We start from the raw sequence: 24470 nt of genomic DNA on the forward strand, positions 1-24470 counted from the left end.
CGCTTGCTAGTTGAAGTATTTAAAAAAGAATTTAACTAATTTCAGTTTACCGGTATATGGTGCGTAGCGTACAGGTGGATCTATCCAAGTTTTTCTGTTAACAATAGCTTTGTGGTGCGAAAATGTATCGAAGCTAAATCGACCATGATAACTCCCTATACCGCTATGACCAACACCGCCAAAAGGTAGCTTGTGGTTTCCAAAATGAACAAGCAAATCGTTAATGACACCTCCGCCAAAACTAAATTTCGAGACTAAGCGTTTTGTGAATTTTTTATCTTTTGAAAAAACATAAAATGAAAGTGGTTTTTCGTAATTTGAGATAATAGCATCAATATCGTCTTCGTTGTTATAAGTAAGAATGGGCAGTATGGGTCCGAAAATTTCTTCTTGCATCACCGCGCTATCCAATTCAGGCTCATCAATAATGGTTGGAGAGATGTAGCAAGTATCCTCGTCAACTTCACCACCAAAACTTAAGGTTTCATTTTGTAACATGTTAGCTAACCGTTTGGTGTTTTTTATATTTATAATCCTCGGAAAGTCTGCTGAAGATTTTATGTTCTCACCATAAGCTTCTTTTATTTCAGTTATTAAAGCTTCGATTAAAGGTTGTTTTACATTCGATTTTACTAAAATATAATCTGCAGCAATGCAGGTTTGTCCCGCGTTTAAAAATTTTCCCCAAACGACACGTTTTGCAACGATTTTCAGGTTAATACTGTCGTCAATTATACAAGGTGATTTTCCTCCAAGTTCTAGAGTTACTGGTGTTAAATGTTTAGCGGCGGCTTGTGCTACAATTTTGCCAACAACAACACTTCCGGTAAAGAAAATATGGTCCCAACGTTGGTTTAATAATTCTGTAGAAGTTTCAATGCCACCTTCAATTGAAATAGCGACATCTTCAGGGAAGACTTGCTTTATAATATTAGTGATTAGATTAGATGTATTGGGTGTTAATTCGCTAGGTTTTACAACCACGGTGTTTCCTGCTGAAATAGCCATAATCAACGGTTCGATAGCAAGAATGAAAGGATAATTCCATGGTGCGATAATTAAAACACTGCCGTAAGGTTCTTTGTAAATGTAACTTTGTGCCGGAAATAGGAGTAAACTGTTACTAACGCGTTTTGGTTTTGCCCATTTTTTTAGGTTTTTAATGGCTAAATTAAGCTGCGACATCACCATACTGAATTCACTAATAAAAGCTTCGAATTCCGATTTTTTAAAATCTTGGTAAAGTGCATCGTAAACGGCTTGCTCGTTTTTTATTAATTCTTGCTTTAGAGATTTTAAAAGCGCTATTCGATAATCTACAGATTTTGCTTTTTCAGTTTTAAAAAATAATTTCTGGTTAGCGATTATTTCAGGAATAGTTTTCATTATCTCATTTTTAGTAAAAATTAAAGCGTGATGTTTTTTTTATAAGCAGGCATCCCAAATCGGGTCTTTGGGCGGCGGTGCTGTAATATTTATAGGTTCTTTTCTTACAGGATGAATAAAACTTAAATGCCGAGCATGTAAATGTATGCTGGCATCTTTATTACTTCGATCAAAACCGTATTTTAAATCGCCTTTTATATGGCACCCAATAGTTGATAATTGTGAGCGTATTTGATGGTGGCGCCCCGTTTCTAGATTAACTTCAAGTAAAATATAACGATCTAATGTTTTAATCTTTTTATAATGAAGAATAGCATGCTTGCTGTCTTTTACTTCTTTTGCATGTGCGTAAGATTTATTGTTTTTCGGGTTCTTTTTAAGCCAATGTTTTAATGTGTCTTCCGTTTTTGGAGGTGCGTTTTTTACCACAGCCCAATAGGTTTTTTTTGCTTCTTTGTCTGCGAAAAGTTTGTTTAAACGGGGTAGCGCTTTACTGGTTTTTGAAAACACAATAATGCCTGTAGTTGGGCGGTCTAACCTGTGTACTACTCCTAAGTAAACGTTTCCGGGTTTATTGTATTTTTCAGCAATGTAAGCCTTAACCACATCGCTTAATGGGGTGTCGCCCGTTTTGTCTCCTTGTACAATATCGCCCGCGCGTTTGTTTACTACAATAATATGGTTGTCTTCGAAAAGGACCTGTAGATTGTTTTTATTTGAAATTATTTTTTCAGACATTTATAAAAAAAAAACGCGTGTTTAAATATGGTGTTTATTGTTTTTAGATGCTGGTTAAATGAAGTTAATCATTTAGTATTGTTCGCTTTCGTTTGGGAAATCTTCCGATTTCACATCGTCAACATATTGAGAAATAGCATTTGTCATGTCTTCAAATAAATTTAAATAGCGACGTAAAAATCTAGGGTTGAATTCGTGAGTCATCCCAATCATATCGTGTAATACCAAAACTTGTCCGTCTACACCATTTCCCGCTCCGATTCCAATAACAGGAATGGTTACGCTTTCGGCTACTTGTTTTGCTAAAGCGGCAGGTATTTTTTCTAAAACAATAGCAAAACAGCCTACTTTTTCTAGCATTTTAGCATCTTCAATTAAATCTTCAGCTTCTTGTTCTTCTTTAGCTCGAACGGTGTAAGTTCCGAATTTATAGATAGATTGCGGTGTTAAACCTAAATGGCCCATCACGGGAATACCTGCATTTAAAATTCGTTTTATAGATTCTTTAATTTCGCGACCGCCTTCTAGTTTTACAGAGTGTGCACCGCTTTCTTTCATGATTCTAATAGCCGAACGCAAAGCTTCTTTTGGGTCACTTTGGTAACTTCCGAAAGGTAAATCTACTACAACTAAAGCACGATATACGGCGCGAATTACAGACGACGCATGGTAAATCATTTGATCTAATGTAATAGGAAGAGTGGTTTCGTGTCCTGCCATAACGTTACTTGCCGAGTCGCCAACTAAAATCACATCTACACCAGCGCCATCAACAATTTTTGCCATGGTATAGTCGTAAGCGGTTAGCATCGATATTTTTTCGCCATGAGCTTTCATGTCGATTAGAGATTTTACGGTAACGCGTTTATATTCTTTTTTAGCTGTAGACATTATATTGTATGTTTTATTAGTTTGTATAGGTTGATTTTTCGTTGTTGAAAGATTTTAGTTTTTCAACTTCTATTTTTTGTCTGCGGTATATTACTATCCTTTCATTCTGAATAAAAGATTTTGCTATTTGGCAGTTTGTAAAAATACTAAAATTAAGAAGAAGGTATTCTGCTTTTGGCTACAGAAATAATTCATCTTAAATAGGAGTGTTGTTTATTTTTTCTTTTTGTCGTAATATTCTTGAAGCACAGACTGTCGTCCAATGGTTTTTGTGATGATGTCCTTTTCTAGGTCCCAACCTCTAGCAGGTGAATATTGTCTGCCGTACCATATAATTTGTAGGTGAAGGTCGTTCCATAATTCTTCAGGAAATAAACGTTTAGCATCTTTTTCGGTTTGTACTACGTTTTTTCCGTTGGTTAAATTCCAACGATACATAAGTCGATGAATATGCGTGTCTACTGGAAATGCAGGAATTCCAAACGCTTGAGAGAGTACAACTGCTGCGGTTTTATGTCCAACAGCAGGTAGTTCTTCAAGGGCTTCGTAAGTTTTAGGAACTTCGCCGTTATATTTTTCAATCAGTATTTTTGATAAACCATGAATCCCTTTACTTTTCATAGGAGATAGGCCAACGGGTTTTATAATTTCTCGAATCTCTTCTACGGTAAGTTTTACCATATCAAAAGGGTTGTCGGCTTGTTCAAACAATAAAGGTGTAATTTTATTTACGCGAACATCGGTACTTTGTGCAGACATAAGTACGGCAATAAGTAAGGTGTAAGGGTCTTTATGATCTAAAGGAATTGGAATTTCTGGGTAAAGTTTATAAAGTGTATTAATAACAAAGTTAACCTTCTCTTTTTTAGTCATAAATTGTATTTTTGTTTAAAAATCAAAGTTAATACTATGAACACACTAAAACAAGGTGATGCCGTTCCTAATTTTTCGGCACAAGATGAGCAAGGAAATACAATTGCATTAAGCGATTATAAAGGACAAAAGTTGGTTGTGTTTTTTTATCCGAAAGCCAGTACGCCTGGTTGTACCGTGGAAGCTTGTAATTTAAGGGATAATTATGAAGTGTTAAAAGAGAAAGGTTATGCTTTATTGGGTGTTAGTGCTGATTCGGCGAAACGTCAATCCAATTTTAAAAACAAGCACGAATTTCCTTTTCCGTTATTGGCGGATGAAGATAAAACGGTAATTAATGCCTTTGGAGTTTGGGGGCCTAAAAAGTTTATGGGGCGTACTTATGACGGTATCCATAGAATGACTTTTTTAATTGATGAAAATGGTATTGTAGAGCGCGTTATTGAAAAGGTAAAAACAAAAGATCACGCAGCACAAATATTGGAATAATGTAAAATAATAATCATAAAAAAAAGCATCTATAATATTGATTTATAGATGCTTTTGTTGTTTTATATGAAGTGTTACTTCTTTTTTCTACTTAGGGTTAATGGACGACGGGAGTAACCAAATAATCGGTATTCTTTTATTAAATCATCGGTGCCTTCCGGAACCATAGATTCCCAGCCTTTTTCGCCATCAGATATTTTTCTTAAAATTTCTCTAGAGAAAATATTCATGATAGATTCGTCGTAATCTTCAATATCAACCACTTTACCATTGTACTTAAAGAATTTGTAAAGTTCTTTCATACGCGGGTAAACTTTTAGGTTTTCGCTTGTGATAAGTTCTCCGGTTTCCGGATCGAGCATTGGGTATAAATATACTTTTAAATCTTTAAAGAATAATTTCCCGAAAGCTTCTAAAATACCACCACTAATATGTCGGTAGTACTTCTCATCAAAAATATCTACTAAATTACTAACACCCATAGCAAGTCCCATTCGGGCTTTGGTGTAGTTGGAGAAGTATTCAACAACCTTAAAGTATTCTTGGAAGTTAGATATCATAACCGATTGTCCTAGAGAACAAAGCAAATCTGCTCTATCTATAAAATCTTGTTCGTCAATCTCGCCTTCGGCTCTTAAATTGGATAGAGTGATTTCGAAAACGACTACTGTTTTATCTTCGTCAACTTTATTTTCTTTTATAAACATCTCGTATGATTTCTCATACATCGCCATGTTTACACGAGTTACAGGTCTAAAACTTCCGCGTAGCGCTAAAATATTTTTCTTATAAAAAACACGTGCCGGAAGTACGTTGGTGCCGTCTGGTCCGAACATTACTGCATCGGTAAAACCGTTTTTAACCAACTGTAAACTCATCAATCGGTTGTCTATATTTTTAAATACAGGTCCTGAAAAATTAATGGTGTCAATTTCTATTTGGTCATTATCCAAATGGTCGTATAAATAACGTACCAATCTTTTCGGATCGTTGTATTTGTAAAACGCACCGTAAATCAGGTTAGTTCCTAGTACACCAAGTGTTTCTTGTTGTAATCTGGCGTCGGTTTCTTTGAAACGTAAGTGAAGTATAATTTCGTTATAATCTCCAGTAGCTTCAACTTGATATTTTATGCCTACCCATCCGTGACCCTTGAATTGCTTAGCAAAATCAATAGTTGCAACAGTGTTAGCGTAGGTGAAAAATATTTTATTCGGATTTTTTTCACGTGTTAAACGTGTTTCCATGAGATTCATTTCATGGCTTAACATTTTACGCAATCTCGCTTCAGTTACGTAACGACCATCATCTTCAACACCGTAAATGGAATCACTGAAATCTTTGTCGTAAGCAGACATCGCTTTGGCTATAGTGCCTGATGCACCACCGGCTCTAAAAAAATGACGGCAAGTTTCTTGTCCCGCGCCAATTTCAGCAAATGTTCCGTAAATATTTTCGTTTAAATTTATGCGAAGCGCTTTTGATTTTAATGATGGGATATCGTCAAACTCTTTGTCGCCTTTAATGGTAATCTCCATATAGTGTATAAGGTTAGGTCCGTGCACACAAAGGTATTAAATAACTGCTTTAAACAAAAAAATAAGTTTATTTTTGTTTCAAAATTCACACAATTGAAAATTACATTTCTTGGCACGGGCACATCACAGGGGATTCCTGTAATAGGAAGCGATCATCCGGTGTGTTTAAGTGATGATAAAAAGGATAAACGTTTGCGAGTTTCGGTATTAGTAGAATGGGGCGATTTTACTTACGTTATTGATTGCGGGCCAGATTTTAGGTATCAAATGCTGCGATCGGGCTGTCGAAAAATAGATGGTATTTTGTTTACGCACGAACATTCGGATCATGTTTTAGGTTTTGATGATATTCGTCCGTTTTATTTTCGTCAAGGCGATATACCTATTTACGCGCACGATCGGGTTTTAGGTTCGTTAAAGCAACGTTTTGATTATGTTTTTAAAACTGAAAATAAATATCCTGGCGCGCCGGGTGTTATTTGTAATGCGGTAGTGAATGCGCCTTTTCAATTGGGAGGTTTAGAGGTGATGCCTGTAAATGGTATGCATGGTTATGTGCAGGTTTTTGGGTATAAATTTGGTGATTTTGCTTATTTAACCGATATGAAAGCTGTTGAAGCTGTTGAAATTGAAAAAATAAAAAACGTGAAGGTTTTGGTTGTTAATGCGTTGCGTATTACACCGCACAACTCACATTTTAATTTGGATGAAGCCTTGCGTTTTATTGAAAAAGTGAATCCAGAAAAAGCCTATTTAACACATATTAGTCATTTGCTTGGTTTTCATGAAGTTGTTGAAAAAACGCTTCCTGATAACGTGTTTTTGGCTTATGATGAATTAGTAATAAACTTATAAATTAGTAGAATGACGAAGAAGATTTTTATGTACCTGTTTGTGTTTGCAATGCTATTGGTGTTGTTTCAATACGTGAATGCTAAGCGTGTTTTTGAAGACATGAATCAGAAACTAGGAAAGCAGAAGGTGCAAGTTGATAAATATAAAGATTCCGTTTTGGTTTTAAATACTGAAATTTCTAATCTGTCGTATTTTAATTTAGAGAAAAACGAAGATGCTTTAAGTTATTTTGAACGTGATGGGTTTAATACGGCGGAATTAATTCCGTTTATAAAAGATGAAATTTACGCTTTAAATGAAGTGAAAGGCGATCATCCGTTAATTCCTTACGCTTCAAGTGAGGGGCGACGCATGATTATTAATAAAGTAAAAATGCTTAACCATAAATGGATTATCGCCGATTTTTCGGATGGCGAATTCTGGGGAGAGCTTTTTTTAACGTACCGTGTTACGGAAGATAAAGAGTTGAAATTCAATTTAGTTGAATCCTTTTTGTATCCGCTGCAGTAGTAATATGGCTTAATCTGCTCGGTAAGCTATTCCTTTTTGTTTTATGGTTTCGCCAACATATGAATACTCGTAAGTGTACGATGAATCTGTGGTGGTTAGTATTTTAAGGTGAATATCTTTTTGTTCGGCCATATTCTTTGGGTTTATGGTTTTAAAGATGACTTCACAATCGTTTATCCATCTCAGGTTAGACGAGTCTGTTTTCTTATTGTAAACCTCAATTTGAAGCGTTTCGCTGCGTTTAAATTTCGATTTGTATAATTCCCCATCAATGGTAACTTCGCTTGTAAAAGTGCCTGTTTTAAAGTCTTTGCAGTTACGTGTGGTTTCGTAGCAGCTAAAGCATGAAAGTAGTAGTAAAAGGTATAGGAATCTCATAGGTGTATCTTGAAATGCAAAATTACTTTAATTCTGATAGTTTTTAAAACTTCCGTCGGAATAAAAAATAATAATACGTTCAATAGTTTTATTAGGGTCGTTTGAATCCATTTTTATATTCAGGCTTTTCTGGATGTTTTCAACTGGAGGTAAAGTGGGCGCCTTAATTTGTTCTACTGTTTTTTCTTGAGCAGGAAATTCGCCTTTGCCATTTAATAGCCAATACAATTCCACCTCCGGAAAAGTAGTTAATATCTTCAAAACAAATTCCAAACTAGGTTTGTTTCTTCCTGATAATATATGTGAAATACTAGAGCGCTGAACGCTGATTTTTTCAGCAAAAGAAGATGCTGATTCACCGTAATATTCCATGACTTTTTGGAGTCTTTTGATGAATGCTTCGCTGTTTATCATTGTAAATTGTGATTGCTGTAAATTACTGTTACAAATGTAATAATTATATATCGAATTGTAACGTTTACAATGTTAAAGTTGTGTTTTGTTGATAACAAAAGGTTTAAATAACTGTGTTTAAGTAACTGAAAACAAGCGTATTAAATATTAAAGTCTTATTTCTGAGTATTTTGGCTTCTTGATGCAGGGTTTGATGTATACTTATGTAAACAGATTGCATTCAAAAACCTGTTTACAAATGTAAAAATGTAATTGTTTACATTTGTATCATAAATAAAACACATGAAATTAGAAGTTATAAGAGACTTGTTTTTAAAACACCAAGAACCAAGTCTATCACATCGATATATTACCAACAATTCTATTAAACCACTTTTAGATAAGTTAGAAAAACATGCCACCGTAGAGACCATTGGTGAGTCCGTTTTAAAAGCTCCTATTTATAGTTTAAAAATGGGTTATGGTGAAAAACGAATATTAATGTGGTCGCAAATGCACGGCAACGAATCGACAACAACCAAAGCTGTTTTCGATTTATTAAATACATTATTAGACAACACATCGGGATTAAATTCTATTTTAGAAACCTGTACTTTATATATTATACCTATTTTAAATCCGGATGGAGCGGCGGCTTATACGCGTATAAATGCGAATGAAGTGGATTTAAATAGAGATGCGCAAAACCTAACGCAACCCGAAAGTCAGGTTTTAAGAGCTGTTTTTAATAGCTTTAAACCTCATTTTTGCTATAATTTACATGGGCAACGTACTATTTTTAGCGCGGGTACAACAAATAAACTTGCTACAGTGTCTTTTTTAGCGCCTGCTCAAGACGAAAGCTGTACGGTGACTCCAAACCGAAAAAAGGCTATGGAGGTTATAGCTGTAATGAATAAGGCGTTACAAACCTTAATACCTGGTGGGGTTGGGGTTTATGATGACTCGTTTAACTTTAACTGTGTAGGCGATGCGTTTCAATGTGAAAATGTACCGACTATTTTATTTGAAGCTGGCCATTATCCGCAAGATTACGGTCGAGATAAAACGCGCGAGTTTATTTATATATCTTATATAACGTCTTTAAAATACATTTCAGAAAACGAAGTATCCGGTGATCAATTTGCGCCATATTTTGAAATACCAGAAAATGATAAGTGTTTTTACGACATTATTATCAGGAATGCGAAGTTCGTTGTAAATTCCGAAGAAAAAATAATGGATATAGGTATCCTTTATCAAGAAAAATTAATAAACGATAGAATTGAATTTTTACCAAAAATTGATAAAATTGAAAATCTTAATGGTTTTTATGGTCATAAGGAATTTGATGCTAAAGGTTTAGCTGTTCAAGGGGTGGATGGTAATAATGTGCAATTGGGTTACGAAAACGTTTTCGTAATAATAAATAATGAGAAAACATCATTATTATTGAAATAAAGCGCATTTAATATGTGTTATTATTAGTAAAAATGTATTATTTTTGGACTTTATTTAAGAATAGTTAATTATGGGGAAAATAAAGTTAGACGAAATTGATCACCAAATTCTTGACATGTTAATTGATAACACAAGAATTCCGTTTACAGACATCGCAAAAAAATTACTAATATCAGCTGGTACAGTACATGTGCGTGTTAAAAAAATGGAGGAAGCAGGAATTATCCGTGGTTCGTCATTAACACTAGATTATAAAAAGTTAGGCTATTCATTTATCGCTTACGTTGGAGTTTATTTAAATAATACTTCACAAACAAAGTTTGTTTTAGAGCGCATAAACGAGATAGCTTACGTTACTGTAGCTCATATAACTACGGGGAAATTTAATATTTTCTGTAAAATTAGAGCTAGAAGTACAGAACACGCTAAAGAAGTTATTTTTATGTTAGATGACATTGAAGGTGTGTATAGAACAGAAACAATGATTTCTTTAGAAGAAAGCATAAACGATAAAAAACGTTTAATGCATTCTATCTTTAACGATATGTAAATAGCGTATTATATTACAAGTATTTAGCCCTTTTTATTAATATAGAAAGGGCTTTTTGTTTGTGGTAGGGTTTTTATGCTTTTTTACAGATATATTTTTTATATATAAATTATAAGATTGATATTTACGTGCTATTTTAAATCATTCTTTCAAAACATAAAACCAAGCCAACCATACCATGTTATTTAATTCGTTCGAGTTTTTTGTATTCTTAATTATTGTGTATTTTCTTTATTGGTTTATTTTGAAGAAAAGCCTGAAAGCACAAAACATTCTATTGTTAGCGGCCAGTTACTTTTTCTATGGCATTTGGGATTACCGATTCTTGTCGTTAATCCTTTTGAGTACTATTGTAGATTATATTATTGGGCATAAAATTTATGGTTCTGATGATGATGCCGTTAGAAAAAAATGGCTTTGGTGTAGTGTTATTTTTAATATTGGGCTTCTCGGATTTTTTAAATATTATAACTTCTTTATTGATTCTTGGGTCGATTTATCAGCCTTGATGGGGTATAATATTCAAAGCACGTGGACTTTAAGTGTGATTTTACCAGTAGGTATTTCATTTTACACTTTTCAAACCATGTCGTATTCTTTCGATATTTATTATAGAAAGTTAAAACCATCTAAAAGCTTTTTGTCGTTTGCTGCCTTTGTTAGTTTCTTTCCGCAGTTAGTTGCGGGACCAATTGAGAGAGCGTCAAATTTACTGTCACAAATATCAAATAAACGTACGTTTAATTATGAGCAATCTGTTTCTGGTTTAAAATTGATTTTATGGGGGCTTTTCAAAAAAGTGGTTATAGCCGATGCTTTAGGCCCTATTGTAGACGATATATTTTCTAATTATGGCTCCTATCCAAGTTCGACACTATTATTAGGAGCAATCCTTTTTAGCTTCCAAATTTATGGCGATTTTAGTGGATATTCAGATATTGCTATTGGTACAGCAAAACTGTTTGGTATCGAATTGATGTCTAACTTTAAATTCCCTTATTTCTCGAGGAATATTGCCGAATTCTGGCGTCGTTGGCATATATCATTGTCATCTTGGTTTCAAGCTTATATTTATGTGCCACTTGGCGGCTCTAGAAATGGAAAAGCAAAAACCATTCGAAATGTTTTTATTATTTTTCTTGTTAGTGGGTTTTGGCATGGCGCCAATTGGACCTTCATTTTATGGGGTTTAATACATGCGCTAATTTTTGTGCCGGTTTTACTATTAGGGAACAATACGAAATATAAAAACACGGTGGTAGCTCAAAACTCAATGTTGCCTTCTGTGCGCGAATTTTTTAATGTTATTGGGGTGTTTGCTATAGTGACTATCTCTTGGATTGTTTTTAGATCGGCATCTATAACGGAAGCTTTTAGTTTTTTAGGAAGAATGTTTAGCGATTTTTCGGTAGCGCCATATTTCCACCCAAGTGGTTATCGTATGATCGATTATTATATTTTGGTAATTGCTTTTGTGTGCTATGAGTTTATTATTAGAAAAGATGAGCGTGCACCTTTCCAGTTTAAAAATAAGTTTGTTCGCTTCTCTCTTTATACCATCATTATTTTAGTGATGATGTTGTTTTATGATAGTGGTGTCGATCGTTCATTTATATATTTTCAATTTTAATAGCTATGAAAAAACTAATATTCAAATCGGGTTTATATTTTGTACTTATTTTATTGGCGTTAGAGCTTATTGTTCGAGCGTTGCATTTAGGTAAAGATAGTCCTGCACGTTTTGTTGATGATTTTAACGTTGAAAAATGGATTCCGAATCAACATGGGTATTCTGTAACGGGAAATAGGAGACAGAATTTTTCAGAATACAAAATCAATAACTCTGGGTTTAACTCCTATAGAGAGTTTAATCCAACCTATGAGAAAACAGAAATAGCATTAGTTGGCGATTCTTTTATTGAAGGGTTTCATCAAGATTATGATCATTCCATAGGGAAGAAGATTGAAAATCAATTAGACGGTGTTGAAGTTTATGAATATGGTTACGCAGGTTATGATTTTGCTGATCAACTTCATTTAGTAAATGCTTATAAAGAGACTTTTGATAAAATTGATTATGTGGTTTTAGGGTTTAGATTTCGTGACGATTTATTTCGAGGCGAATATAAAGTTGTCCATGATCGTATGCGTTTAGAGTCGGCAATGTATAAAAATGCAAGAAAAATTAAGCTCTTGGTTTATGCGCAAGGTATTAGTATTTTAAAACCAGTGTTTGATTTTCCTGGTAAAATAATTTCTTTTATTAAAGGAAAAAGTAATGCGCCTAAGGTTGAAAAAGTAGAAACCACAGAAGAAATTGAAGCCAAACAGAAACGATATATAGATAATTTTAAATCTTTGGTAGAAATATATGGTTATGATAAGTCTCGATTTGCTATGCTTTTGGACGTTAATGAAACGCCTCAGGTGTTTTTAACGTACTTAGAAACTCATGGTTTTAAATATATAGATTTTGGTACAGCGCTTAAAAACTCTAAAACACCACCAACTTTAATTTTCGATCAACATTGGAATAACCACGGTAGGGATTTGGTAGCACAATCTATTGTAGATGCCTATAATGAGTTCTGGAATAACTAAATGTTGTTTGTGAAAATACATTTACAAACAAGTTAGCCTGTATTAATAGGTTTTTATAGAAAAATAAGACTCATTTTTCATTATTAAACTATCTTTACAACGATAATTTTTTAACACTGTCTATTTTAGCGCCTAGATAATAGTATGGGAGGAATTAGGAGATTTAAGTAAGTTTGTTTTTTTTTGTAAAAAGATAAAACCAAAACAGAAGTTTCTCTCGTATATAATTAAGAGCTTTATCAAAATTTCATAATTTTATTTATAAAATAAGATTAAAAAAAAGGAAACTGGAATTTTTAGAGTTAGAATAAATAATTTATATATCGGGATATTTTCAATATGAATATATTAATAACATCAGCAGGAAGACGCGTTTCATTAGTTGAGGCTTTTCAAAAAGAGTTAAAAACTTTCTTCCCTCAAGGAAAAGTAATGACAACAGATTTTAATATTGAACTATCGGCAGCTTGTCATGTTTCTGATAAGTCGTTTCAGTTGCCATTAGTTTGTAAAGACGAATACTTTAGCAGCTTGCTTAAAGTCTGTTTGGAGAATGATATTAAAATGATTGTGCCTACCATTGATACTGAGTTGGCGCTTTTGGCTCGTAAAAAAGAGGCTTTTTTATCTCACGGAATTACACCTATTATTTCTTCGGAAAATTTTGTGAATATGTGTCGTAATAAAAGAGAAATTCATACCTTTTTTGAAGACCATAATGTTCAAATAGCAAAGGAATACTCTAAGCTAGATTATAAACTTCCTATGTTTATAAAACCAATGAACGGTAGTAGAAGTATTGATACTTATAAAATAACCAAACACAAACAACTTACAGAATACCATTTCAATAATGATGATCTTATGTTTTTAAAATATATAGATCACGATGAATTTGAAGAGTACACATGCGATTTATACTATGATAAAAAACATACGTTAAAATGCATTGTGCCAAGAAAAAGAATAGAAGTTAGAGATGGCGAGGTTAATAAATGTGTAGCAGAAAAAGGTGCTTTAGTAGATTATATAAAATCGCGTTTAAGTTTTATTGATGGTGCTATGGGATGTTTAACAGCCCAATTTTTTAAGCATAAAGAAACCGATGAAATATACGGGATTGAAATAAATGCACGTTTTGGTGGTGGTTATCCGTTATCTTACTTTGTTGGAGCAAACTATCCAAAATGGCTTATTCAAGAATATTTATTGGACACAGACGTAGCATTGGATTATTATGAATCATGGGAAGAAAACCTACTCATGTTACGATACGATAAAGAAGTTTTAGTACATGACTATAAAGCATAATATTGTATTTGTCTTTGATTTAGACGATACATTATATAAAGAAATCGATTTTTTAAAATCGGCATATAAAGAAATCTCTCAATTTATATCAGAAAAAACTAATTTAAACCCGCAAACCATTTTCGATAAAATGTTAGCGGCATACTATGATGGTGGCAACCCCTTCCAAACGGTAATAGATTTAGCACAGTCTTCAGAAATTCAAATTTCAAAATTGCTATCTATTTACCGAAATCATCAACCTCATATTTCGTTATCCAGCGAAACACAATCTGTATTAAAATTCTTAAAAAAATCCGTTTATAAGATAGGTTTAATTACCGATGGGCGGAGCGTGCAGCAACGCAGTAAAATCAAAGCTTTAGCGTTAGAATCTTATTTCGATGATATCATCATATCTGAAGAATTTGGTTCTGAAAAACCATGTTTAGATAACTTTAACTTTTATTCAAACAAGTATGGTGATAAATATCAGTATATTTATATTGGCGATAATACGTCTAAAGATTTTGTTGGTCCCAATGCCTTGAATTGGCATAGTATTTGCTTAATTGATGCAGGCGAAAATATTCATAAACAAACATTCGATTTAGAAGTAAAATTTAAACCCTTATTTGTAATTAATAGCATAATACAAATTCCTGAAATTTTAAAAAAAGTTGAATAATTTACATGAAGTTAGTTTTTAATAAAATATTGAATGAGGAAGATTTTAATTGTTACCTCTCCAAAGTAAATGTTTTTAAAGAAGTTTATCCCTTTTACAAAGTATTAGGAGATGATATATATGCCTCAAATGGAAGGGCTTTGCGTTATTTTACTTTTGAAGTAAATGATAAAGTTTTAATTGTAATGCCTTTTGTGATTAGAGAAATAGATTATAAATTAAACGATAAGGTTTATTATGATGTTATTTCTCCTTATGGCTACAGCGGACCTTTATATGATCAAGATTTATCGAGAGGCTATTTGCTAGAGTTTTGGAAGGAAGTGGATGCTTGGTATAAAGCAAATGATATTGTTTCAGAGTTTATAAGATTTAGTTTAAATTTTAATCATCAATTTTATTCCGGAAAATTGGTAGGTACATTGTCTAATGTTAACGGTGTTATAATTAGCGACGAAAAACAGCAATGGGATAGTTATAAATCTAAGGTTAGAAATAACTATAGGAAATCGGTTTCGAATGATTTACGTTTTGAAATGTATCATGATGATGTAAACAGCGAGCATATCGTTGAATTTTATAAGGTTTACATTGAAACCATGAAACGAATAGGAGCTAGTTCTGAATACTTTTATTCCTTAGAATATTTTCAAAATATTGTAAAATTGAATCAAGAAAATCACGCGTTGGCTTTTGTATATAAAGATGATGTATTGATTTCTGTAGAATTAATTTTTGTTTTAGGGAGCTATTTGTATTCTTATTTAGGAGGAACTTTAGCCGATTACTTTAATTACCGTCCAAATGATTTCTTGAAAATTAGTGTTATTAATTGGGCTCGTGAAAAAGGATTTACCAATTATGTTTTAGGTGGTGGTAGAGTAGATGGAGATAATTTATATCAGTATAAGAAAGCATTTTTTCCAAACGATGATGATGTGATGTTTTATACAGGTCGAAAAATTGTTAACCTAGGAGTATATAAAGAATTGGTTTCGCTAGCGACTAAAGATGGTGAAGAAAAAGTAAAAGTTAAAATATCAAATAAAACATTTTTTCCTGCCTATAGAAGGGCGACCTAATTTTTATAGATTTAATGTTTCAAGGTTGGTGAGAATCACGTAAATTAACGCATGTCGTTTTTAGATTTTAATCCTAAATGATTTTCATCAACCTGTCTAGATCTCATTTCTATTGCCGGATTGCCATAGGCTAATTTAAAATCCGCAATACTTTTTATTACGGTCGATCCTGCTCCAATATGCGTGTGGCTTCCAATGGAAATTCCTCCAATAATACAAGAACCAATTCCAATGGATGAGCTGGTTTTAATCGTTACATTTCCTGCAATGTTTACACCTGGTGCCAAACTAGAAAAATGGTCCATTTTAGAATCATGACCTAAAGTTGATGCCGTATTTAATATACAAAAATCACTAATAACAGCATTTGCATTAGCGATGGCACCTGGCATAATTACGGTGCCTTTCCCTATTTGTACTGATTTTCCAATAGTCGCATTGGGGTGAATAGCGGTTACAAAGTTAAAATCAGGAACGGTACCCTGTATTTTGTTAAACATAACACGGCGCGAATAATTATCTCCAATAGCAATGATACCTCCAATGACGTGGTGTGATTTTATGAGTTGAGGAAGTATTTGTTCATTTCCCAGAACTTCATAATCAAATAGTGTTGTTCCAAGTGGTTTATAAGAATCAATTAAGCCTACAATAGTATAGATATTTTGTCTTTCAATGATATCTATAATAACACTGGCATGACCAGATGCACCTATAATTATAATATTTTGTTTTTCTAATTCGCTTTTTGCCATAATGAAAATTGCTTAAGGAGACTCGGAGGTAGGTTTGGGGTAAAAGAAATTATATCAATATGTTTGGGTTTTATTCATCAGCACCTCCAGTAAACGTGGTCATGTTTAAACCAGACTCACTATTAATACCTTGTGGCACAACTAATCTTTTAGCTGTTAAAAGTAAAATTTTAATATCTAACAATAGCGAGATATGTTCAACATACCAAACATCATATTTAAATTTTTGGTTCCAAGAGATAGAATTTCTTCCTTTAACTTGCGCCCAGCCGGTAATACCTGGTTTTACATTATGACGTTTTTTTTGCTCTTCATTATATAGCGGCAAATAATCTGTTAAAAGCGGACGAGGACCAACTAAGCTCATGTCACCTTTTAAAACATTAATGAGTTGTGGGATTTCATCTAGAGAATATTTTCTAATAAATGATCCCGCTTTAGTTACACGTTTATCAAAAGGTAAAAACTCACCATGTTCGTCTTTTTTATCATTCATGGTTTTAAACTTGATAATTTTAAATACTTTTTCATCTTTACCAGGGCGTTGTTGGTAGAAAAAAGCTTTTCCTTCATTTAAAAACAATAAGAGTATTAAAACAATAATGAATATTGGAGCCAATAGGAGTAAAGCAGTAAAGGCAACAAAAAGGTCAATTAATCTTTTTATAATTTTGTACATGTTGTGTAATATAAGTTGTAAATATTATAATATAGGTGCCTTATGTTTTAGGCTATGTTTTGTCAAAAGTATTGTATTTTATGGTTGAATAAAACAAAAAACGTTTATGTTTCCATATCATCGTTATTTGAATACTTCTAACTCGTTCTATCTAAAAATCTTCTGCTTTAAACCTGTTTGAATTTATTAATTATACGACTCATGTAGGTCATGTCACTTTTGTTATAGCGATAATCTATATGAATGTTTAAGTAATAACCATAAGTTTTAGGATTTCCTGGCCATAATAAAGACGGATAAATTTGTTGTGATATAAGATGGTTTTTAAAAGCATTCATCGTATCCAAATTATCAAAGTATAATGTTAACCCGAAAGTTGTTTCTGTACTACTAATAAGGTCAAAATGTTCGCTGCCTTTTAATAAGGAAACTAAATGCTGGTAGTTTCCTTGTTTGAAATCGCCATAATCAATTTTTAAATATTGTTTTAAAGTCTCTTTATGCTGTTCTGGAAATGCACCTAACTCATAGTTTTCGTGCATTTTAAGTTCGGCATCATTAATTAATGATAAAAATTCAGTTTTTAGTGAATCGTTGATACCTTTCTGTGTTTCGAAGATAGCTTTCTTTTGCATTGCAAGTAAAACAGTATTCCAAACAGATTCGAATACAGGCGATGGCTCTAGTGGTATTGTTTTAAGAGATGCACCATTAGGAATCCAAGCCATGCCGCCTAAAGGTGCAGGAACTGATTTTCTTAAAGACGCCACACAAAAATCGGCCGAACTATTTAAACATGACTCACTGAGCCAACCATGTGAATGGTCTTCAATCACGGAAACAGTATCATTCTGATAATCGAGGTTGCATTTAGAGATTCCCCAAAAATTATTAACTAAAATAATGTCGTTGTTTTCAAGAAATAGATTGCCTTCAATACAATAATCTGGATTTTTAGGGTCTACAGGGTATGTTTTAATATTACTGTAGTTTTGCTTTAACCAATGGGTTACATGCTGACAGTAGTATTCCGGAAGCCAAAACGTATTTATATTTTTTTCCTTTTGAATAAGTTCAACGATGTATTTAATTGCGTGCCTACCATTATAAAACAAAGTATTGTTTAATGGATTAAATTGATTTTTTGAATCTGCTAAAAGCTCCGACTTAGGATCTATATATGAAAAAAATGATCCAAATCCTTTTTTAGGACTTGTAGTATCATGCGGCATAATTGGAATTTGTTTTTTATTCTTACAGGCTAAATTATTGATTATTTATTTTTCCGAAGAATAATAATCTCACTATTATTGTTTTATATAGTTATTCAGTGTCATTTTACGTTTTCCAGATGAAAGTAACGGGATTTCATCAACATATCGAATCTGTATATCAGCATTAGCACCTAGAAAACTTTTAAACTTGTCTATAACTGCCGTTTCAGTGTTAAAATCGTTAGAACAATTTAGTTTTATGGTGTAGCTTGTTTTTCCATCTTGTATAAATTGAATTTGATTTATACCTGGAAATGCAACACTTTCCGTCATCATAAAAGCGGACACAATTTGACCTTTAGTGTTATAAATTGTATCCGTTTTTCGACCTTCAATTTTGTTTAAAACAGGAGGAGTAACGGTGTAATCGATGCTTCCTATGTCTCCCGTATCGTATCTAATTAAAGGCATGGCATAGCTGAATAAATCGGTAATTACAATTCTGCCAAGCGTACCTTTAGGAGCCTGATTATCATTGTCGATATTTAAGATTTCAATATGGTACGAGGCCCAGTTTATTGTAAAGTTATTAGAATTTGGCATTTGTTGAGCCAAAATTCCATTTTCCATGTTAGAATAACGGGATACCATAGGTGTTTTAAAATAATAAGCCATACGTGCTTTGGTGTAGCTGTTAACGGCTTCGGCCATTCCAATGATAGATGTTATGTTGGTGTCTAGTGGCTGTGCTTTTTCTTCATCTAAAAATTTACAAATTTGCTCAAAAGCAGAAGGGAAGCCTAGAAATCCCTTATGTCCAGGAGTTTCTTGTAGCTGTTTTATTATTGCTGATATTTGGTTAGGTTGTAAATCTAAAACTTCAATAGGTTTTAAGTTTTGCAATCTGTTTTTTAGGTTTGAGTTTTTAAAATTCGCCGCCCAATGTCTAATATACCAAAGTTGATACCCTATTTTAAACCCTGCCAATTCTGAAAAATAAATGGTGTCGGCATTGTTCCTGTAAATTTTATTTTTATTATGAACCACCTTGAAAGGAGTTCCCGTAGAGCCACTTGTTGACCGTATTGTATTTTTTTTATCACGAAATAGATTGGAAACAAATTGATCTTGCTGGGCTTTAACATTGTTTTTATTAATTACAGGAAAGGATAGGAAATCAGAACTTGATACGTTCAAACTTTTATAGAAAGCTGTTGTTTCAATACTATGTTCTAGAAGCTTATTGCGGTTGTTTTCAATTTTTTGTTGTGCTTCTGGCTTATCAAAATGATTTAATATGAAGCTAATATCATTTAAATGTTGTTTTATAGGACACCCTTTTACGGTATCTAAAACCCAAAACATACGGTTCCGCAAAATTTCCGATAGGTTATTAATAAATTTAGGCATCATTATAGTTCTAATAGGTTATTAATAAATTTAGGCATCATTATAGTTCTAAAAGCGCTTCTTGAATATACTTGTTATTTAAATAGCCTGCACTAGCGACATCAGTAACGTGTAAGGACGGGTTGGTGTTGCCTTCTACAAGTATAGGGCCGTTGTTGGTTATAGCGATATCCCAACCTACAATGCGGTTAGGTAAACCGGTAGTAGCATTTTTTACCAGCTCAAAGGCTGCTTTATAATATGGAATTTGAAAGCCATCTAGCTTGATATTACTGTCTGGGTGATGGGTAACTTCTTTACCGCCTTTCACAATATCTTGTCTCCCTACACCTTGAAGTTGACCCGAATTTAGATTTACCGATACATAAAAGCCGCCATTGTGTACATTATCCGTGGCGTTACCTCCAGCTCCAAAACGCATAAAAGCACCCAAAATTTGTACGGTATCGTGTTTATCAATATAGGTGTCTATTCTAATGGTGTTTACCGATTTATTATAAATACGATTAATAGCATCGTGTTGTTCAATATACACTTGATGTATATAACTGTGTGTTATTAAAGCGTTGTAATTCGTGGCTATTTGTGTTTCTAAATATTCTTTTTTTAACAGAATACAGCCATCGCCACCTTGGCCAAGTATGGGTTTTAAAAAGAGTTTGTCAGCATCCAATGTTTTAAAAACATCATGGAAGAAACTTAAAACATCAGCTTCCGATGTGATGGATGTCACTGTATTGTTATAAAACCAGCGGGTATTAAAATGATAACTCAGTAGGCGAGGTGTAGGTAAATGTAAACTTGCGCAATGGTTATTGAAGGCTAATTTATTATTTAAAATAGAAGAAACTTCAGGAAAAACCATTTTTGGTGAATGAATTAAACTATAGTATTCCTTAATGCTTAAGTAGTTTTTATAATTAGAAACACCCTTTCGGTACAGGTATTTTCTAAAATAATCTATAGGAATACTTTTTTTTAAGACACCAAACATCACCAGTTCTTTTGCTATTTTAAGCAGTGGTTTTTTGTTCGGGTCTTTAAAAAAAACACTTAAATGTTTAATTCTATGAAGCATGGGGTGGTTTTAATTCAAGGCATTATATTCGCTAAGTAAAGCATTCCAAACCACTTGACGCTCAAAATTATTCACAATATGTATTCGGCATAATTGCCCCATTTTTTTTGATGCACTTTCATGCTCTAAAACCGATGTCATCGCTTTTAATAAAGCTTGAGCATCTTTAATAGGTACAATAATTCCGGTTTCGTTGTGTTTTACAATTTCATTACATCCATTAATATCGGTAACAATACAAGGGAGCTCCATAGCGCCTGCTTGCATTACCACATTAGGGAATCCTTCACGGTAACTCGGAAAAGTAAGCGCATTAGATATGGCTAAATAAGGACGTACATCATCGACCCATCCGGTGTTTATAACGGTATTATTGTTGTCTATGTAATTTAAGGTTTCAGGACGTAGCGGGTCGAGTTCCGATTCGTAAGTACCCACTAAAAGTAATTTTATATTTTTTTGCGTTTTATGCAGAGTCTCAAAAGCAGAAACCAATTCGTTAATCCCTTTATCGGTTACTAATCGTCCGACAAATACAAAAACAAAATCGTCGGGGTTAATATTAAGACTGGCTCTTAAGGATGCATTTTTAGTACCATCTTTGTAATCTTCTGGGTTGAAAAAACTGGTATCTATCCCGTTAGAGCTCCCTTTGGCTATAACTTTTAGTTTGGCTTCAGTAGTAAACCCCTCCTTTAGTATAATGTCTTTTAAGCCATATGAATTTGGATAAATTTTGGTAGCACAAGCGTAAGTCATCGATTCAACCGTATTCAAAAGTGTACGCTTTAAACCTGTAGCTTCTACAAGCGGAAGGCCAGCAATAGTATGTAAACGGTGCGGTACACGGGCCAAAAATGCCGCTAACATACCTAATGTGCCTGCTTTTGGGGTGTGGGAATGTACTATAAAAGGCTGTTCCTTTTTAAAGACCTTATATAATTGGTACACGGCAACTAAATCTTTTATAGGTGTTATTTTACGTGTCATTTCCACCGCAACGGTTGGAATGCCTTCTAGCTCTATAAGTTTGTCTAAATGCTTATCGTCTCCTCGTGATGATACACCGAGGATATCATAATAATTGGACATAAAACGTAGTTGTCCTTTTAGTAAACCGCTAAGCGATAATGGAACGGTGGTAATTCTAATTATTTTTTTTTTCATAAACCGATAAAAGGTTAGACGTTGTTGCAAATATATAAAACTTAAGGCTTCATTAATGTTATTAAAGGTTTTTGTAAATGTGGTATTTCTCAAAATGTAGAATTACGAATAAATTGGTGTTTGTAAGTTTTTTACGCATATTTAATAAAACAAAGCATGCTTTATAGCAGGGGGATTCTGATGTATTTCATCAGGAATTTCTGTGTAATCTTAAAAGTTATTAACAATGACTTGTTTTTAATTATTTCATCCCTAAATTCGCACTTTGAAATTTAGAATGATCCAAATCACTCTTAACCTCGTAGTTATGTTTATGATAATTAGTATTGAGATCTAATGTTATAGGGATATTGTTAAATAAATTGCTATCGATACACCTGTAATTTGATTTTTATATTATAAACTTTAAAAGTTATAAAATAAACAAATTATGAAGAGAATTTTGAGTAAGAGGGGTTTACTTTACATGGCAATAGCAGTAGTTGCATTAGTGTCCTGTAACAATGAAGAAGTGTATGTTGATCCCGAAGTAAGTGATAGTAATATTACTGGGAGTAATGAAGATGTTGATTCAGAAGCGATTTATGCTTGTGATTTTGGATTAAATAATGTTGAATCTAACTCAACAATAATTATTAATTGTTTACTTGATTTAGAGGGAGAAACAATTAACTTACCTAACAATATCAGCCTTTTAGGAGAGGGAGGCGATATCATTAATGGAACTTTAAATTTTTCTGAAGGTACATATATAGATGTAGCTCTAATGAATTCTTCATTAATATTAGCTGGAGAAAAACCTGCTATTAGAGATGTTTCTTTTAATTTTGAGCCTAGTCGATGGGGGATTGTCGAAGGTAAAGTGTCCGATGCGGTTGCTTTAAAAAACCGAGAAATATTGAACTCCATGATGGTTTTGGCTAAGAACTATGGTTTTAATACGTTGAAAATTGATGAAATGGATGCTTACTTTGAGGTGGGAGCCCGAGTTAATAATCCAAAGATAAAGTCAGAAGAGGCTATCCTTATTCCTTCTGATTTTAACTTGGCTATGACCGATAATACCTTTATTAGGGTTCAACCGAGTAATGCACATAGTTATGCTTTAATAATGGTATATGAATCTGAAAATATTTCAATTACTGGAGGTAATTTAGTAGGAGACCGATGGGAGCATGATTATACACCTATTATTGATTTATATGGTAATTCTTATGATTCACATGAGTGGGGACATGTTATGGATATTCGAGGAGGCGTAAATGTAGTTATTGATGGGGTGCGTATATCGGATGCCAGTGGTGATGGGTTTCAAGTAGCAGGTAGTACAATTAGAAATATTGATGGAACAGCAGGTAATTCAGTGATATCAACAGGAGTTGTTTTGAAAAACAGTATTATTGAAGCCTCAAGAAGAAATGCACTTAGTCTGCTTGATGGCGATGGTATTTTAGTGGAAAATTGTGATATTCTAGATACTGCTTTAGGAACAAATCCTACTGGTGAAAATTATAGTAGTGCAGGTACATGGCCAAAACACGGCGTTAGTTTTGAGGCTTGGCGCGTTAGAAATAGTGACGGTAGTTTATATGAATATGAGAAAATTGAAAACGTTATTCTAAGAGGTAATAGATTCAAAGGCAATATCTATGGAGATATTGTTTTATTTACAGGCTCTTTTATTACAGTAGAAAATAACTATTTTGAGTCGAGAATAGGAAATAAGGCGTCTAATAATATTATAATAAGAAATAATGTTATGCAAGCTGGAGAAATAGATGGAGAGCCAAGTGAGTATGGTATTTTAATTAAATCATATTTAGTAAATGATGAAGAAACTAATTTTAATTATGAAATTTATGGGAATAAAATTGATGGTTACAAAAATGCGATGGTACTTTCAGGTGAGAATTTTGACGTTCACGATAATGCATTGACTGGGTTTAAAAGCGCTATTTCTTTAGGTAAAAGATTTTATTACTCAAAATTTTATAATAATACTTTAGAGACAGATTTATCTACAAGTTATGGATATGTGGCTAGAGGAGCTGATATTAAAGATATTAATATCAAAAATGAAAATATTACTGTTGGGCGTAGATCTGTTGATTTTTACGATGTTATTGCAGATTCTGAACAAGGTTTAGTGTTTGATAATTGTGAGTTTAATACAATTAGTAGAAATAAAAGTAATATTGATGGATGTGAGAATATTACAATTAAAAATTCTACTTTTAATGTAGATTTTAGTGTTGTAGATGATTCAAAAAACATCTTGTTTATTGATAATAATAAGTAAGAACCTATTTAAATTTAATATTATAACCTCAGGCATTATTAATGTTTGAGGTTTTTTCTGTCCATAATTGTAATGTAAATCGTTGATGTTGTTTAAATTGTCTAATTTATTAAAAGTTATAAAATTACATTTAATCGATGTTATA

The 24470-nt window shown here is 33.0% G+C and carries 24 protein-coding genes; 11 read left to right on the plus strand and 13 right to left on the minus strand.

Translation table 11 applies throughout. From position 1 onward, the window contains the following. Positions 1 to 6: 6 nt before the first annotated feature. From QWY92_RS17125 to QWY92_RS17140, 4 genes are all read right to left on the minus strand, one after another. Positions 7 to 1386: an aldehyde dehydrogenase gene (locus tag QWY92_RS17125; protein WP_290273533.1), complete on the minus strand. Its 1380-nt coding sequence runs from the start codon at positions 1384 to 1386 to the stop codon at positions 7 to 9. A gap of 39 nt (positions 1387 to 1425) precedes the next feature. Next, positions 1426 to 2124, minus strand: coding sequence for an RluA family pseudouridine synthase (locus QWY92_RS17130; protein ID WP_290273536.1), 699 nt, complete (start codon positions 2122 to 2124; stop codon positions 1426 to 1428). A 72-nt stretch (positions 2125 to 2196) separates the two neighbouring features. Beyond that, positions 2197 to 3015, minus strand: a complete 819-nt coding sequence (panB, locus tag QWY92_RS17135) for a 3-methyl-2-oxobutanoate hydroxymethyltransferase (protein WP_290273538.1) — start codon at positions 3013 to 3015, stop codon at positions 2197 to 2199. Between the two features lie 213 nt (positions 3016 to 3228). Then, positions 3229 to 3888 (minus strand): endonuclease III domain-containing protein, encoded by a 660-nt coding sequence (locus tag QWY92_RS17140; RefSeq protein WP_290273541.1) that lies wholly within the window; start codon positions 3886 to 3888, stop codon positions 3229 to 3231. 36 nt (positions 3889 to 3924) lie between these two features. Here QWY92_RS17140 and bcp point away from each other — a divergent pair, with 36 nt between their 5' ends. Then, positions 3925 to 4377 (plus strand): thioredoxin-dependent thiol peroxidase, encoded by a 453-nt coding sequence (gene bcp, locus QWY92_RS17145; protein ID WP_290273544.1) that lies wholly within the window; start codon positions 3925 to 3927, stop codon positions 4375 to 4377. Between the two features lie 74 nt (positions 4378 to 4451). Here the strand turns inward: bcp and QWY92_RS17150 are convergent, their stop codons facing one another. After that, positions 4452 to 5915 carry a TonB-dependent receptor gene (locus QWY92_RS17150; protein WP_290273548.1) on the minus strand — a complete coding sequence of 488 codons (1464 nt, stop codon included), beginning with the start codon at positions 5913 to 5915 and terminating at the stop codon, positions 4452 to 4454. 93 nt (positions 5916 to 6008) lie between these two features. On the opposite strand from QWY92_RS17150, the gene QWY92_RS17155 reads away from it, so the two are divergent. Continuing rightward, entirely contained in the window at positions 6009 to 6770 is a 762-nt protein-coding gene (locus QWY92_RS17155) for an MBL fold metallo-hydrolase (protein WP_290273552.1), read from the plus strand. Positions 6771 to 6779: 9 nt separating this feature from the next. Next, entirely contained in the window at positions 6780 to 7280 is a 501-nt protein-coding gene (locus tag QWY92_RS17160; protein ID WP_290273554.1) for a hydrolase, read from the plus strand. Between the two features lie 9 nt (positions 7281 to 7289). On the opposite strand, the gene QWY92_RS17165 is transcribed toward QWY92_RS17160, so the two are convergent. Further along, complete coding sequence (locus QWY92_RS17165; RefSeq protein ID WP_290273556.1) at positions 7290 to 7658, minus strand: DNA topoisomerase IV; 369 nt, start codon at positions 7656 to 7658, stop codon at positions 7290 to 7292. Positions 7659 to 7685: 27 nt separating this feature from the next. Further along, positions 7686 to 8072: a helix-turn-helix domain-containing protein gene (locus QWY92_RS17170; protein ID WP_290273559.1), complete on the minus strand. Its 387-nt coding sequence runs from the start codon at positions 8070 to 8072 to the stop codon at positions 7686 to 7688. Between the two features lie 282 nt (positions 8073 to 8354). On the opposite strand from QWY92_RS17170, the gene QWY92_RS17175 reads away from it, so the two are divergent. The 7 genes from QWY92_RS17175 to QWY92_RS17205 all read left to right on the plus strand — a co-directional run bounded on the left by QWY92_RS17175 (position 8355) and on the right by QWY92_RS17205 (position 15723). After that, on the plus strand, positions 8355 to 9512 hold the full coding sequence (locus QWY92_RS17175) for a M14 family zinc carboxypeptidase (protein ID WP_290273562.1): 1158 nt from the start codon (positions 8355 to 8357) through the stop codon (positions 9510 to 9512). A 70-nt stretch (positions 9513 to 9582) separates the two neighbouring features. Beyond that, the gene (locus tag QWY92_RS17180; protein WP_147678750.1) at positions 9583 to 10062 is read left to right on the plus strand and encodes an Lrp/AsnC family transcriptional regulator; all 480 of its coding nucleotides are present in this window, start codon (positions 9583 to 9585) and stop codon (positions 10060 to 10062) included. A gap of 244 nt (positions 10063 to 10306) precedes the next feature. Then, complete coding sequence (locus QWY92_RS17185; protein WP_336622102.1) at positions 10307 to 11692, plus strand: MBOAT family O-acyltransferase; 1386 nt, start codon at positions 10307 to 10309, stop codon at positions 11690 to 11692. 5 nt (positions 11693 to 11697) lie between these two features. After that, positions 11698 to 12663: a hypothetical protein gene (locus tag QWY92_RS17190; RefSeq protein ID WP_290273569.1), complete on the plus strand. Its 966-nt coding sequence runs from the start codon at positions 11698 to 11700 to the stop codon at positions 12661 to 12663. 339 nt (positions 12664 to 13002) lie between these two features. Then, positions 13003 to 13974 carry an ATP-grasp domain-containing protein gene (locus QWY92_RS17195; protein WP_290273572.1) on the plus strand — a complete coding sequence of 324 codons (972 nt, stop codon included), beginning with the start codon at positions 13003 to 13005 and terminating at the stop codon, positions 13972 to 13974. After that, a complete protein-coding gene (locus QWY92_RS17200) occupies positions 13958 to 14641 on the plus strand; it encodes an HAD family hydrolase (RefSeq protein ID WP_290273574.1) in 684 nt (227 codons plus the stop codon). Before QWY92_RS17195 ends, QWY92_RS17200 begins: the two co-directional genes overlap by 17 nt. Positions 14642 to 14646: 5 nt before the next feature. Continuing rightward, positions 14647 to 15723 carry a GNAT family N-acetyltransferase gene (locus QWY92_RS17205; protein ID WP_290273576.1) on the plus strand — a complete coding sequence of 359 codons (1077 nt, stop codon included), beginning with the start codon at positions 14647 to 14649 and terminating at the stop codon, positions 15721 to 15723. Positions 15724 to 15767: 44 nt separating this feature from the next. Here the strand turns inward: QWY92_RS17205 and QWY92_RS17210 are convergent, their stop codons facing one another. From QWY92_RS17210 to QWY92_RS17235, 6 genes are all read right to left on the minus strand, one after another. Continuing rightward, a complete protein-coding gene (locus QWY92_RS17210; protein ID WP_290273578.1) occupies positions 15768 to 16478 on the minus strand; it encodes a NeuD/PglB/VioB family sugar acetyltransferase in 711 nt (236 codons plus the stop codon). A gap of 70 nt (positions 16479 to 16548) precedes the next feature. Further along, positions 16549 to 17157, minus strand: coding sequence for a sugar transferase (locus QWY92_RS17215; protein ID WP_290273580.1), 609 nt, complete (start codon positions 17155 to 17157; stop codon positions 16549 to 16551). Between the two features lie 167 nt (positions 17158 to 17324). Next, positions 17325 to 18389, minus strand: a complete 1065-nt coding sequence (locus QWY92_RS17220) for a hypothetical protein (protein ID WP_290273583.1) — start codon at positions 18387 to 18389, stop codon at positions 17325 to 17327. A 75-nt stretch (positions 18390 to 18464) separates the two neighbouring features. Continuing rightward, on the minus strand, positions 18465 to 19784 hold the full coding sequence (locus QWY92_RS17225; RefSeq protein WP_290273586.1) for a phenylacetate--CoA ligase family protein: 1320 nt from the start codon (positions 19782 to 19784) through the stop codon (positions 18465 to 18467). Positions 19785 to 19821: 37 nt separating this feature from the next. Beyond that, positions 19822 to 20859, minus strand: a complete 1038-nt coding sequence (locus QWY92_RS17230) for a sugar-transfer associated ATP-grasp domain-containing protein (protein WP_290273589.1) — start codon at positions 20857 to 20859, stop codon at positions 19822 to 19824. A 9-nt stretch (positions 20860 to 20868) separates the two neighbouring features. Continuing rightward, the gene (locus QWY92_RS17235) at positions 20869 to 22026 is read right to left on the minus strand and encodes a glycosyltransferase family 4 protein (protein ID WP_290273591.1); all 1158 of its coding nucleotides are present in this window, start codon (positions 22024 to 22026) and stop codon (positions 20869 to 20871) included. A 430-nt stretch (positions 22027 to 22456) separates the two neighbouring features. Here QWY92_RS17235 and QWY92_RS17240 point away from each other — a divergent pair, with 430 nt between their 5' ends. Further along, the gene (locus QWY92_RS17240) at positions 22457 to 24325 is read left to right on the plus strand and encodes a right-handed parallel beta-helix repeat-containing protein (protein WP_290273594.1); all 1869 of its coding nucleotides are present in this window, start codon (positions 22457 to 22459) and stop codon (positions 24323 to 24325) included. Positions 24326 to 24470 lie beyond the last annotated feature (145 nt).

Origin of the sequence: Algibacter miyuki (genome assembly GCF_030409805.1) — a bacterium.
Classification (GTDB): domain Bacteria; phylum Bacteroidota; class Bacteroidia; order Flavobacteriales; family Flavobacteriaceae; genus Algibacter; species Algibacter miyuki.